The organism is Flammeovirga yaeyamensis (assembly GCF_018736045.1).
GTDB lineage: Bacteria > Bacteroidota > Bacteroidia > Cytophagales > Flammeovirgaceae > Flammeovirga > Flammeovirga yaeyamensis.
This window is the reverse complement of record NZ_CP076132.1, coordinates 496,972-510,352: the sequence shown is the minus strand read 5'-3', so window position 1 is coordinate 510,352 and position 13,381 is coordinate 496,972. Positions and strand designations below refer to the sequence as shown.

General features: G+C 33.6%; 11 protein-coding genes and 1 pseudogene. 7 read left to right on the top strand and 5 right to left on the bottom strand.

All coding sequences use genetic code 11. The annotated features are described in order from the left end of the window. Positions 1-262: 262 nt before the first annotated feature. A complete protein-coding gene (locus KMW28_RS01980; RefSeq protein ID WP_169667038.1) occupies positions 263-2,335 on the bottom strand; it encodes a S9 family peptidase in 2,073 nt (690 codons plus the stop codon). A 343-nt stretch (positions 2,336-2,678) separates the two neighbouring features. Between KMW28_RS01980 and KMW28_RS01975 the strand changes: the two genes are divergently transcribed. The 3 genes from KMW28_RS01975 to KMW28_RS01965 all read left to right on the top strand — a co-directional run bounded on the left by KMW28_RS01975 (position 2,679) and on the right by KMW28_RS01965 (position 4,900). Then, positions 2,679-3,089 (top strand): hypothetical protein, encoded by a 411-nt coding sequence (locus tag KMW28_RS01975; RefSeq protein WP_169667040.1) that lies wholly within the window; start codon positions 2,679-2,681, stop codon positions 3,087-3,089. Between the two features lie 129 nt (positions 3,090-3,218). Next, a complete protein-coding gene (locus tag KMW28_RS01970; protein WP_169667042.1) occupies positions 3,219-4,538 on the top strand; it encodes a DUF2851 family protein in 1,320 nt (439 codons plus the stop codon). Positions 4,539-4,609: 71 nt separating this feature from the next. After that, positions 4,610-4,900, top strand: coding sequence for an ArsR/SmtB family transcription factor (locus KMW28_RS01965; protein WP_066210559.1), 291 nt, complete (start codon positions 4,610-4,612; stop codon positions 4,898-4,900). A 4-nt stretch (positions 4,901-4,904) separates the two neighbouring features. Here the strand turns inward: KMW28_RS01965 and KMW28_RS01960 are convergent, their stop codons facing one another. Further along, positions 4,905-6,338 (bottom strand): BamA/TamA family outer membrane protein, encoded by a 1,434-nt coding sequence (locus KMW28_RS01960; RefSeq protein WP_066210561.1) that lies wholly within the window; start codon positions 6,336-6,338, stop codon positions 4,905-4,907. Between the two features lie 279 nt (positions 6,339-6,617). On the opposite strand from KMW28_RS01960, the gene KMW28_RS01955 reads away from it, so the two are divergent. From KMW28_RS01955 to KMW28_RS01940, 4 genes are all read left to right on the top strand, one after another. After that, entirely contained in the window at positions 6,618-8,657 is a 2,040-nt protein-coding gene (locus KMW28_RS01955; protein WP_169667044.1) for a PP2C family protein-serine/threonine phosphatase, read from the top strand. Positions 8,658-8,755: 98 nt separating this feature from the next. Beyond that, positions 8,756-9,316, top strand: coding sequence for a DUF4199 domain-containing protein (locus tag KMW28_RS01950; protein WP_169667046.1), 561 nt, complete (start codon positions 8,756-8,758; stop codon positions 9,314-9,316). A gap of 3 nt (positions 9,317-9,319) precedes the next feature. Next, a complete protein-coding gene (locus KMW28_RS01945; protein ID WP_169667048.1) occupies positions 9,320-10,003 on the top strand; it encodes a YggS family pyridoxal phosphate-dependent enzyme in 684 nt (227 codons plus the stop codon). 45 nt (positions 10,004-10,048) lie between these two features. Continuing rightward, on the top strand, positions 10,049-10,759 hold the full coding sequence (locus KMW28_RS01940; protein WP_169667050.1) for a Bax inhibitor-1/YccA family protein: 711 nt from the start codon (positions 10,049-10,051) through the stop codon (positions 10,757-10,759). A 139-nt stretch (positions 10,760-10,898) separates the two neighbouring features. Here KMW28_RS01940 and KMW28_RS01935 read toward each other — a convergent pair. The 3 genes and pseudogenes from KMW28_RS01935 to KMW28_RS01925 form a co-directional block, all read right to left on the bottom strand. Further along, positions 10,899-11,744: pseudogene (locus KMW28_RS01935) on the bottom strand (IS3 family transposase); the annotation flags it as partial. Between the two features lie 41 nt (positions 11,745-11,785). Further along, positions 11,786-12,181 (bottom strand): transposase, encoded by a 396-nt coding sequence (locus KMW28_RS01930; protein ID WP_205958251.1) that lies wholly within the window; start codon positions 12,179-12,181, stop codon positions 11,786-11,788. Between the two features lie 89 nt (positions 12,182-12,270). Beyond that, on the bottom strand, positions 12,271-13,302 hold the full coding sequence (locus KMW28_RS01925; RefSeq protein WP_169664720.1) for a hypothetical protein: 1,032 nt from the start codon (positions 13,300-13,302) through the stop codon (positions 12,271-12,273). Positions 13,303-13,381: the final 79 nt, after the last annotated feature.

The following is a 13,381-nucleotide window of genomic DNA, read 5'->3' as shown; positions in this document are numbered from 1 at the left end:
TTTCAAATCTCTCCATTTACCCATCTTCCCCAACGAGGTGGTGCAACCCCTCGTTTCACGAACCAGGCGTTATAAATATGTGATGTTAGATGTATGATGTGTGATGTAGACACAAAAAAGCCACATCATATAGTAATAATGTGGCTTTTTGATATATTTTTTGCAGATAGTTCGCTCCTCATTACGCGGGCACAAGTTAGGAAACTTGCGCTAGTCATGAATCAACCTGGAAGTACCCAATGAGCTATCTAAACTAACTATTTTACAAAGGCTTCATCTGATCCGGCGTCACAATCGCAAAAATAGTCGCATATTCAAATGCTACTTCTTTGAAACGTTGAAAACGACCTGATGCTCCACTGTGACCTGCATCCATATTTGTTTTAAGGAAGATGTAGTTATCACTAGTGTTTTCGATTCTTAGTTTGGCCGCCCATTTTGTAGGTTCCCAATATTGAACCTGAGAATCGTGCAAACCTGAAGTAATCAATAAGTGTGGATAACTTTTCTTCTCTACTTGATCATATGGTGAGTACGATAACATGTAATCATAATACTCCTTATCGTTTGGATTACCCCACTCATCATATTCTCCAGTGGTTAATGGAATAGATTCATCCAACATTGTGGTCACTACATCAACGAATGGTACGTCTGCAATGACTAATTTGTATAAATCTGGTCGAGCGTTAACTACAGCCCCCATTAATAATCCTCCGGCTGATCCGCCATTGACTACAAATTTATCGGCTGATGTATATTTCTGATCTATCAAATATTCAGAACAAGCGATAAAATCATCAAATGTGTTTTTCTTTTTGAGAAGCTTGCCGTCTTCGTACCAAGCACGACCTAAGTCTTCACCTCCTCGAATATGAGCAATAGCATAGGCATACCCTCTTTCCATCAAACTAATTCTTGATGGTGAAAAGGCTACATCATATGAAATACCATAAGATCCATAGCCAGTCATATATAAAGGATGTTCACCATTTAATTTAAATCCTTTTTTGTAGACTACTGAGATCGGCACTTTTACACCATCTTTGGCTGTAGCATATAAACGTTTTGCTTCGTAATCGTTCGGATCGAATTTACCAACTACTTTCTGTTGCTTTAAAAGCACTTTTGAGCGATCGATCATATTGTAATCGTACTCAGAGTAAGGTGTAGTTAGAGAATTGTAGCCGTAACGAAGGATATCAGTATTAAAATCTGGGTTAGCACTTGTCCACGCAGAATACGTCTCTTCGCCAAAATCTAAATAATGCTCAGATCCATCTTCCCATTTAATAATTCTGATATGTACTAGGCCATCTCTTCTCTCCTCTACAACATAAAAGTTTTTGAAGATGTCCAAGCCTTCGATCATTGTATCGTCACGATGAGCGATGACCTCTTCCCAGTTTTCTTTATTTGTGGTATCTACATTTTCGGCAACTTTCATTAAACGGAAGTTCTTTGCTTCCCAGTTGGTCACTACATAAAATGCACCATTGAAATGAGAGATACTGTATTCGTGTTTTCTCTCTCTTGGAAGAAACGCTTTGAATTCACCTGTAGGATTATCTGCTTTCAGAATTCTTGTCTCTGTGGTTAAAGTAGAACCCGATTCAATCGCTAAATATTCTCTTGACTTTGTTCTCCTCACACCAATCCAGAAAGTATCGTCGTTTTCTTCATACACAACTACATCATCAGATTGCGGAGTACCTAGTGTGTGTCTCCAAACTTTATCTGGACGAAGCGTTTCTTTATCTTGAGTGGTATAGAAAAGTGTTTTTCCATCAGCAGCCCATACGGCATCACCTGTGGTTTCTTCTAAAACATCTTCTAAAATTTCGTTGGTATCGATGTTTTTAAATCGAACAGTATAGATTCTTCTACCTACTACATCTTCAGAATAAGCCAAAAGATTTTGATCCTCACCGACAGTCATTCCTCCGATCTTGTAATAGCTTTGATCTTTTGCATGATCGTTGGCGTTCAACATCACTTCCTCCTCTGCTTCCAAGTTGCCTTTCTTACGGCAATACAAAGGATACTCTCCACCTTCTATATAACGCACATAGTAAAAGTAATCTCTCGCTTTATAAGGAACGCTTTCATCTTTTTCTTGGATACGACCTTTCAGTTCCTGAAATAAATCTTCTTCGAACTGTTTATGTTCAGACATCACATCGTCTATATACTTATTCTCTGCATTGAGGTAATCAATTACTTCTTGATTTTCTCTATCACGCATCCAGTAATAAGGGTCAGTACGTTTATCTCCGTGTTTCTCTAGCACTTTTGGTTCACGTCGTGCAATAGGCGGTGTGATATTGTTTTTCATCTTTTTCTGTTTTGAGAAACAAAATTAACTTATTCGATGAAACCACTCTAAAATATTTAAAGGAATTATCACATTATCTAATGATAATTAAACTAATTCTGAAGTTTTTACTTCAAAACGCAACCCAATTAATGAATGTAAACACAAAGTGTTCGGATATGAGTAACAATGTGTTCAACCCGTTGAAATAGCGTTCGAAATCGAACGGTGTTTTTGAGCTGAAAAAATATTTCTATCACATAACTAACTGATTTAGTTTTAGTTATATTTTTTTGGCATCAACTTGGAATAATAGATAGTGTGTCAAATTAATTTTTAAAATACTTAAATACTAAATACAATTATGAAACAGTTTATCATCACTCTATCATTCTTATTATCATTAAGTTTAGCTTCTTTTGCCAATACAAACGATTTGGAATTACCTACAGAGGAAAATTCAGCAAAGTTGGTAAAAATGATTAAAGGAGCAGACAAATCAGATTACGAAACATATACAAATGCTGCTGAGTTGGCTATTAACTGGAACGCCGATTTAGAAATGGCTAAAGGTTGGATTGATCATGCATTAAGTATCAATGAAAATAGTAAATCAGTTGAAGTTTTAGGTGATTATTACGTTAGAGTTGGTCAACCTGAAAAAGCTAGAGACGCTTACTTTAAGGCATTAGAATTAGGTTTACACTCAGTAGATCAAAAAGATATAGATAGACTACAAAGAAAAGTTCTTGTGTATGCAAGACAATATAAATAGTCGAAAAATAATATAGTAGAAAAATAAGCATAACAGTTTTAAAAGGCCAAGGGAAATTTTCTCTTGGCTTTTTTGTGGTCTTCAAAATGATAACTATCTTCGGAAAGTACGATTCTAATAACTATTCTCATGCGCGAAGACTTTTTACATTTTGTATGGCAATACAAATATTTCCAACAATCTGACATATACACCACTCAAGGTGAATCTATTACCATTAAATTTCCCGGTTACCATAACCATAATGCTGGTCCCGATTTTTTGGATGCAGTCATTGTCATCAACGCTATAGAATGGCATGGTCATGTCGAAATTCATCATAAGGCTTCTGAATGGTATCAACATCATCATGAAAATGACTTGAAATATGACAATGTTATTCTTCATGTAGTCTATGAAAATGATGTTGATGTATTTCATCAAGATAAAACTACTATCCCTTCTTTAGTTCTGAATGGAATTTTGAAGACCAATATTTTAATCAATTACGAACACCTTTTACATACTAATCATTCTATCTCATGTAAAGAAAATATTGATGATGTCCCTAGAATAAAGCGAATGCAGATGTTGGACAGAGTGTTAGTGGATAGAATAGAAAGGAAAGCTCAGTTTATTTTATCATTACTTGATGAAAAAGAAAGAGATTGGGAAGAAACCACTTATAGTTTCTTTGCTCAATATTTAGGAATGAAAGTCAACAACACACCCCTAAAGCAATTATCTGATATTATCCCTGCCAAATTATTACGATTAAACGCTCACTTACCAATTACCAACGAAGCACTTCTTTTTGGGGCAGCAGGTTTTCTTCAATCCACATCAAATGATCTTTACGAGCAGAAATTGTACAAAGAGTTTCGATTTCTTCAGCATAAATACAATTTGGGAGATAAAGAGATGAAACAACATCAATGGAATTTTTTAAGACTTCGGCCTGCTAACTTCCCTAGTATCAGAATTGCTCAATTAAGCAGAATCATGACAGAAATACCTCATTTATGTTCTGCTTTTTTACATGTTCAAAATAAAGTTTCATTTTATAGATTAATGGATATCCCAACTTCCTCCTATTGGAATTCGCATTATCGGTTTGGGGTAGAATCAAAGTCAAAACACGAGAAACATATAGGAAAAAAGACTTTAGACTCTATACTGATTAATGTAATAGTACCTCTACAATTTGCTTATGGAATCGACAAAGGGAACGATCAATACAAAGAAAAAGCAATTGATTTATTAGAATCTATCACCGCTGAACACAATAAGATCACCAAAGTTTTTAAACAACTTGGGCTAAACATACGGTCAGCGTTAGATTCTCAAGCGTTTATAGAATTATATAATAACTATTGTGCAGATAAAAAATGCATGGAATGTGGAATTGGACATCATGTTTTGAATCAGAAAACCACATTAAAAGTGAAAGAAATTGAAAAACATTCATAATAAACGATTTTATCATATGATCATTTATTCATGAATCGTATATTTGTATTCTATTAATTATCAGAATAAATATGGAATACGATAAGGCAGAAAAGGCAGCTTTTATTTTAAAAACAATTGCCCATCCCGTAAGACTTAGAATACTAGAACTATTAGATTGTAATAATCGATTGTCTGTAAGTGAGATTTGTGAAAAGTTGAACTGTGAGCAATCACTTACTTCACATCATCTTTCTAATATGAAATTGAAGGGTATTTTATCTTCTCAAAGAGAAGGAAAGAACATTTTCTACTCTTTAAAAGAAAAGGCGGTGTTGAACATCATGTCTTGTTTAGAGGACTGTGAGTGCAATATGGGCTAATTGATTATAAGTCTACTGAATAATAGAAATACAATCCTCCTCCGTCTCCGTGACGATTAAATGAATATTCAAACTTAAGCACTGAACTGTAAAAAGTGACAAAGTCGATACCAAATCCATAACCTAATAGTGGTGTATTTGTAAATCGAGCATTTGTGGGATCTACTCCATTGAAACGAGCATAACCTGTATCAATGTAACCTTTCACTAAAACATCTATAGGTACTCTTTTTATATGTTTTGATCGGATGATATTCTGAAAACTCAATGAAGTAGAGAATGCTCTTAATCGAAGTTCATTCTTTAAAACACCTGCATTCTGACCTTCAATAACATAATTATCGTATCCTCTCACTAACATATTTCCATATCCTAAAGCACGCATTTGATTATAAGGCACTAATTCAGGGAACCCTAATTTACCTGCAAATCCAATAGAGTAATAGAATCGATTGGCTTGTTTAATATTCCAAAATTTCCAAGTTGACCATTGAAGATTCAAAGTATTAAGATCATCAAAAATGCCTAGACCCACTTTTTCTAATCCGAATTGTAAGTAGTATCCGTTCAGAGGATAGCTAGTAATATCCCTTTTATCTCGAGTGTAGGTATATTTCATAGTGAAATACCTCAACTCTGTTCGGCCATCAAGGAAGAAATCTGGATTTAATACGGCAATAGTATCATTTACTTTATCGTAAGTGAAACCAAAATTAAGGTTATGATGATCGTAAAAACCGTATCGTTTACCAAAGTTTACCTGTCCATTCCAAGAACGTCTTTGTACTTCAGTATCGTTTTCGTATTCCACGAATTTATTCTCTTCAGTTTTATAGGCTACAGTAGTTTCCTCTTTGTAGCTCGTTCTGAAGGATAAACTCGTCTTTTGTTTTTTATCAATATAAGGAAAGGAATATCCTAATGTAAATTGTCTTGAGAACCCTAATTTGATTAATAGATGAAGTGTTTCATTACGTCCTCTCATGTTTTTCTGCTTGAAATCGAGGCCATATTGAATTCTTCCCAGGTCAGCATCTCTATTATTCCACCATTCGTTAAAACTTCTATCTGCTAACTCAATAAGAGGAACAGGCCAAGTATACCAACGTTCTACCATGATAAAGTCCACATTTAAGGTATCTTTTCCTTGTTGTGTGACCAAAACATCTACAGATTCGAATAATTGAGTGTTGAAAACTTTATTTCTTTCTGTGGTGATATAGTCTTTTATCCCTTTTTTAGGCACTAATGACCCATCGCGTATATCAAGTTCTCTGGTAATAATTTTTGGGTGTGTTTTTTTATTACCAATAAATGATATTTTATTAATTCTAACATAACCTACAGTATCTTCTTCATATTGATCTAGCCCAGTCAATAGTAAATCATTTTGGGCATAAGTATCTACCGACCAACACATTAATAATGCATTGATCATAAAAAGAAAACTGAGTTTATTTATTTTAAATCTATATGTATTTCTCTGTTTATTTCTCACAAGGCTTGTTAAAAAAATCAAGCATTTACATGTTCGACTAAGATTGTTGCTTTATTTATAGAAAAGCACAATTTGTCGATTATATTTGTTAAACGAATGCTACACCAATACAAAATCGGATATGCAATATATATTCTTTTATTGTCTTGATGAACCATTTGATTGAATTTCAAAATTAAATTTTAATTTATTATTAAAGGAGCTGTAAAAATATCCGAAATGTTCAGCTACAATAGCGTAAAAAGAATAAGTACCATTGTCTGTATTATCAGTTGGGTGCTACTTCTTTTCATAGGCGTACAAGAACAATATTTAACGGATGAACAAATTCCTCATGCTCCTTTCCCTTCTTTTGTTAAAGGTTTAATATTAAATGTGTGGATCATTACCACCTATTTTAATATTTGGATCTTTTTTCAACCCAAAGAAAGGGATTTCCAAGGACTGCTCTGGCAAATATTTGTCGTTGCTTTGCTCTCCACCTTACTCTCTATGGGAGTAAATATTCTGTTAACGTGGCTTAGAGACGATTTAGAATACAATCTACCCGTCCTATATGCCATATTTTTCCATGTGGAGTTTACCTTACTGATGACTTTGCTGATCAGTACCTTTGTAACTTGGAAAAAGCTCATCTTGTTTGAACAGACACGCTTTACGCACTATACGTGGCTTTTGTTCGAAATATTTTTAGGTATTACCATGGTGGCTCACTTCTTTAGAATTGGGACCATCGATGTCTATTTTAAAATCCCAAGTATTTTCCTTACGCTATGGATTTTAATGATATCAGTGAATGTAAGATGGGTACCTCACTTAAATTTCCAGCAGAAAATTCAAGGAATATTTAAATTGGGCTTTATCATATTAGCTTTAAGTTATTTTGTTGCCAGTTTAAAATTCTATTTCTACGAGCAATCCTTAGTCTCTGATGATATCGTCAAGAACTTATTCCCGCTAACATTATTAATTTTTGTATTTGTTTACGCAGCCTCTTCTACCTTGTTTATGTTGTTTAGTTTACCAACATCAAGTGTTTTCGAGAAAAAAGAACAAGAAATTTCTAGTTTCAGAAATCTAAGTTTAGCTGTAAGAGACGGGAAAAAAGAATCTGATGTATATAGAGTATTACTCAACAGTTCTTTAAAAAGCATTCAAGCTGATGCTGGATGGATTATGAGTAATGACTACGAAGTAAAAGTTGTTACGGGTATTGACGAGGAGGATGTTAGACAAGTGCTTTCAGATCTAAGAAACGCTCCTTATAATGGAGGTGCACCTCTTAAATTGAACTATCAACCTTATTTCAGAAAAGAGAACGCCAATAGAAATTACCGTTCAATCCTAGCGATACCAATTATTGTAGATCAACAGGTAAGAGATTCTTTGATATTGGTTAAAAGGCTACACAATTCCATCGATTCTGTAATGCAGTCTACGGTGAATACTTATGTGGCTCAAGCAGGAATTGCGCTTTTCAACCTCGATTTACTCTCAAAAGCAGTAAAAAATGAGGTATACAAAAACTCAATGCAAATTGCCAAACAAACGCAAGAAGCATTGATGCCGAAGAGTTTAGAAATCAACGAAAATATAGAAGTTTATGTGACTTGGGAACCTGCAATTGTAGTAGGTGGTGATTATTACGATATGCACCGTCTCAATGACCATGAAGTGAGTTTTATTATTGCCGATGTTTCTGGTAAAGGACCTAAAGCAGCCTTTAATATGGCGCAAATGAAAGGCATTTATCAGTCGTTAGCTAGAGAAGAAAGTATTAAACCTGATGAATTCTTTACAAAAGCCAATGCTGCTTTAACGGGATGTATTCAGAGAGATACTTTCATTACAGCGACTTATCTGCATGTAAATACTGACGAAATGAAAGTGGATTTTGCAAGAGCAGGCCACTGTCCAACTTTATATTACGACACAGAAAAACAAGAAGCTCAATTCTTAGAAAATAGAGGCTTAGGACTTGGTATTGTAAGAAACAACTCTTACAGCAAGTTTATCCATAACCATGAAATCAAATACAATCACGGCGATTTAATGATTTTATATACCGACGGTATTACTGAAGCTAGAAGTAAAAACGGTATCGATGAGTATGGATATGAGCATATGAAAAAAATCATCGAAGAATATCACGAATTACCTTTAAAAGAGATTGCCAATAAAATCTTAGAAGATATTTATGGCTTTATGGGTAAAAAAGCCATGGACGATGATTTTACTCTATTATTAATCAGATTATAAAATCTCTGCTTACCTATTATAATTCCAACCAATTTTATCCTATTTTTTGCCACACTGTATAAAGTATGCTGTATTTTTGTGGGCATTAAATCATCATTATGAAAGAACAAACAAATACTACAGAAAAAACTGTAAAATTTATTAGGCCTGAGTTATTCCGTGTAGGAGCTATTTTTGGTGTAATCGCATCTCTTTTATGCATCAGTTATACCTTATTACTTTATGGTTTAGATTTAAATGCCTTTGGTAAATGGAAATACATCTATTTCCCTATTTATGGTTTAACCTTTGCTGGAGCCATGAGCTATTTCAGAATTAAACTGAACAATGGAAGGATGCAAGGACCACAAGGGGTAATTATTGGTATGACCTTAAACCTAATTGCTTCTACAATCTATGGCATTCTTCTTCAGGTGATATTAAGTACCGAAAAAATGGGACGAGAAATCATCGAAAGACATGCAACAGAATTGAAAATGATGATGGTAGAAGGAAAAACTCAAATAATAGAAACATTAGGTGAAACTGAGTATAATGCACAAATAGAGAAATTAGGTCAATTATCTGCTGACACTTTGGCAGTAGATCAAGCAATTGGTATGCTTATGTTTGGTGTATTTGCAACCTTCTTATTTATGTTGATTACAAAACAAAAATAGATCATGTCTATAGCAGAAAATATAAAATCATATAACCAAAAGCTTGACGGTACAGACTGTAAATTGGTAGCGGTTAGTAAAACCAAACCTAATGAGTTATTGCAAGAAGCTTACGATGCTGGACAACGTATCTTTGGTGAAAATAAAGTGCAAGAACTTGTCGAAAAGAGTGAAACACTTCCAAAAGATATTCAGTGGCACATGATCGGTCACCTACAGAGAAATAAGGTAAAATATATCGCCCCTTTTGTTTCTTTAATTCATTCAATTGATAGTCCTCGACTTTTAAAAGAAGTACAGAAACGTGCAACCCAAAATGAGCGTATTATCGATGTGTTACTTCAAGTATTCATAGCAGAGGAAGAAACAAAGTTCGGTTTTGATAAAGAGGAATTGACATCATTTTTATCTTCTGATGAATTTAAGGAGATGACCAACGTGAGAGTAATTGGAGTGATGGGAATGGCAACAAATACATCTGACCAAAATCAGGTGAGAAAAGAGTTTGCTTCTTTAAAATCACTTTTCGAAGAGTTAAAGAGCTCTTTCAATGCTCTTGATAATGTAGCATTATCAGAAATTTCTATGGGAATGAGTGGCGATTATCAAATTGCTGTAGAAGAAGGAAGTACAATGATAAGAGTGGGAAGTGCCATTTTTGGTGCCCGCAATTATGGTACAATGTAACCTTTGAATATTACAAATCGTTTTTATATCATAAATGACAAAAAAATGAGAGAGACAAACTATCAAAATTTCGGAGCACGAAGATATTCTGATGTTGAAATATCTAGTGCGCAGAGTTCATTCATGACCAAAGTATATGGTCGAATGAGTATCGGTCTTGTGATTACTGCCCTTACAGCTATGTTTATTGCCAATACCTATGAATATGTTCAAATGGTGGCACAATTTAGATGGGGATTAATTATCGCACAATTAGGTTTAGTATTTGCAATTAGCGGAGCAATAAATAGAATGTCGTCTGCGACGGCTACAGTTCTATTTATTTTATACTCTGCATTAACAGGAGCTACTTTATCAAGTATCTTCTACATATATGATATTAATTCCATAGTAAGTACATTCTTTATTACTGCAGGTACATTTGTAGGAATGAGTGTTTATGGTATGACTACCAAAAAAGATCTTAGTTCTTGGGGTAGTTTACTAATTATGGGACTATTTGGTATCATCATCGCATCTATCGTAAATATATTTATTGGTAGTAGTGGATTATATTGGATCATTTCTATTGTAGGTGTATTGATATTTGTAGGTTTAATTGCTTACGATACACAAAAATTAAAAGAAATGAGCTATGCAATGATGGATGGAGAATCTGCTAACAAAATGGCTATTCTTGGTGCATTAAGCTTATACTTAGATTTTATCAACTTATTCTTATACTTGCTTCGTTTCTTTGGAGGTAGTAGAAGATAACATAAGATTCATGTAAAGTCCTGAAATAACGATACAGGTTTTTACTAAATTTATTTTAAATATAAGACTCAATAATTTAAAAGTTATTGGGTCTTTTTTTGCCTAACATATTTCCACCATTAAAGGTTTCTAAAATTTGTTATGTTGCTTTTACCTTTACCTTTTGGTAAGTTCTTCTTCTTTTTCCTCTTGTTTTATGCATTTGAATTGGTGTTTTCATATAGCATGACATATGAGGTCGCACTAAGTTATAAGTTTTTATACATTCTTTTAAGTATGCTTCAAAGACCATTTCATAATTAACATATTTACTCAGATTAAAATCATGCTTTATGGTTCTGTTGATGCGTTCTGCAATAGCATTTTTATATGGATCATAAGTCTCAGTCATACTCGTTATAATTTTTGCTTTTCTAAGCAATTTCTGATAAGCTTTGCTGCAATACTGTACACCTCTATCTGAGTGATGAATTAACTTTTCCCCCTTATACTCACGTTGTTTTATTGCCATTTTTAATGCCCTAATTGCACCTTGCTTATCTAACGACCTAGATAAGTCATATCCCATAATTTTTTTAGAATAAGCATCCGTAATTAAAGCTAAATACCAAGGGTTATCTCTTGTGCCAACATATGTAATATCAGCTACCATGACTTGTTCAGGCCTAGTAATTTCTAAGCCATCAACCAAATCTGGATAAGTTTTGAATCTATGATCTGAGTCTGTTGTTACATGATATGCTCTCTTAGGTTTTATATCTAAGTGATTGGCTTTCAAAATCTGCAGCAATTTATCTCGTCCTACACCCAGAGATTTCAAATCAGAGTACAGTAGAGTGTACAACATTCTATGACCACTGTTGGGTAACTTTATTCTAACGTTTTCTACGAGTGATACTACTTGCTCAGAAATTTTCAGATCTTTTTCTTTTCGCTTAATAGAGCGGTAATACACTTGACGGTCTTTCCCAAGTAATTGACTTGAATATTCTACACCTTTAGAATACTCACCTCTGAAATGGTCTACTACTTGGGTGAAGAGTTTTTTCTTATATCAATTTTATATTCCTTTTCAGCCAAATCAATCATCATATCGAAAATAATTGATTTATGGTCAGCTTTTTCTGCTTCAGCCTCTAATCGTTTGATTTTCTTTTTTGCTGTTTCCAACTCAAGTTTAAGCTCTAATAACTCTTGTTCAGGTGTTTTTTTCTTCATGGCACTTACTTTATGGTTCCAGTCAAAGTTACCATATTTTTGTAACCAAATCTTTACAGTTTGATTCCCTTGAATACCATATTTACGTTGAGCTGCTTTAAGACCTAGTTGACCGTTTTCAACTTCCGAGACAATTTGAAGCTTTAAGGACATTGGATAATCCTTTTGGGTACGTTTAATGAACTGATTTTTATTTTCTTCCATGATAACGATTGTTTTAGTGTATCGTTATTTTAGGACTGTACATCAATATCAAAAAAGGATCAACACTGAGTTAGTGTTGATCCTTTTTTTTATGATTGAATCATCAATTTCTTTGTGAGCACATCCTTTCCACTTTGAACTTGAAGTATTAAAAACTGCCGCTTTGGAACATCTATTTTATCTTTTTGATGAATCACACCATTAAAAATTATAGTCCCTTTTTGATCAAAAACAGATAAATTCGTCTTTTCATAATTTCCTTGAACACTTACCTGTCCATTGATCACTTTTATGGACAACTCCTTATCATTTTGAAAGGGCACTTCTACATTAAATATGGAGCAATTTTTATTAAAATCGGTCTGAACCACTCGATAGAATTGATGCTTCTCAAAGCCTAAAGCATATTTATAATTTTTCTTCACTTTGGTGTTTCCATATCCTTTTACTTTATTCAATTCGTTCCAATGTAACCTATCGTCGGAATACTCTATTTTAAAGTAATCATTATTTATTTCAGTAGCGGTTTGCCATTCTAGTTCATTCTCTTTTTTATTATATCGCAGAAAAACCATCTCTACTGGTAAAGTAATATCTTTAAAATTGGATGCTTTCTTACTATTTTTCAACTCAGGAAAAAAGGTAATTTTTTCCTTATTGAAATTTTTAGGAAGAGAATATCTAAAACCTGTAGCTACTTGTTGATTTTGAACATCGAATTTAAATACTACCTTTCCCCCTTCTGGGCTTAATATCTCCTTAAGTACTACCAATGAGTCAGACTTCCCATTTACATGTACTACATCTTGCTTTAAAGATAATCGACCAGTTACGCCAATGTAATTATTTTCTCCAGAAAGGTTTTGCCCAGAAAAAGTGGCATCCCCAAATATTTCCAGATGGAGCCCTTTACTATTCAATTCATTTATTGTTGCCACCGAATGATTACCCATATGAATGACTTTCTTTCCAGAAACATTGTCCAATGTTAGGTTAATATCATGGTCAAAATAGTATTCTTCCTGTTGTGATATATCAGTGGTTGTTATATTATCCGCATAAGAATTTATGACGGTTAAAAGGGGTATTGATACTACCCAAATAAGTTTATTACGTAACATTTATAGTTGAAGTATATTTGTTATAATTATTTATATATCAACTAAATACGTTAAAATAACAAAATCGTTCCGCGATTAG

Excerpts from the sequence above, each read along its gene's own strand:
- KMW28_RS01980 (WP_169667038.1), bottom strand. The coding sequence starts at position 2,335 with ATGAAAAACAATATCACACCGCCTATTGCACGACGTGAACCAAAAGTG.
- KMW28_RS01975 (WP_169667040.1), top strand. The coding sequence starts at position 2,679 with ATGAAACAGTTTATCATCACTCTATCATTCTTATTATCATTAAGTTTA.
- KMW28_RS01970 (WP_169667042.1), top strand. The coding sequence starts at position 3,219 with ATGCGCGAAGACTTTTTACATTTTGTATGGCAATACAAATATTTCCAA.
- KMW28_RS01965 (WP_066210559.1), top strand. The coding sequence starts at position 4,610 with ATGGAATACGATAAGGCAGAAAAGGCAGCTTTTATTTTAAAAACAATT.
- KMW28_RS01960 (WP_066210561.1), bottom strand. The coding sequence starts at position 6,338 with ATGATCAATGCATTATTAATGTGTTGGTCGGTAGATACTTATGCCCAA.
- KMW28_RS01955 (WP_169667044.1), top strand. The coding sequence starts at position 6,618 with ATGTTCAGCTACAATAGCGTAAAAAGAATAAGTACCATTGTCTGTATT.
- KMW28_RS01950 (WP_169667046.1), top strand. The coding sequence starts at position 8,756 with ATGAAAGAACAAACAAATACTACAGAAAAAACTGTAAAATTTATTAGG.
- KMW28_RS01945 (WP_169667048.1), top strand. The coding sequence starts at position 9,320 with ATGTCTATAGCAGAAAATATAAAATCATATAACCAAAAGCTTGACGGT.
- KMW28_RS01940 (WP_169667050.1), top strand. The coding sequence starts at position 10,049 with ATGAGAGAGACAAACTATCAAAATTTCGGAGCACGAAGATATTCTGAT.
- KMW28_RS01930 (WP_205958251.1), bottom strand. The coding sequence starts at position 12,181 with ATGGAAGAAAATAAAAATCAGTTCATTAAACGTACCCAAAAGGATTAT.
- KMW28_RS01925 (WP_169664720.1), bottom strand. The coding sequence starts at position 13,302 with ATGTTACGTAATAAACTTATTTGGGTAGTATCAATACCCCTTTTAACC.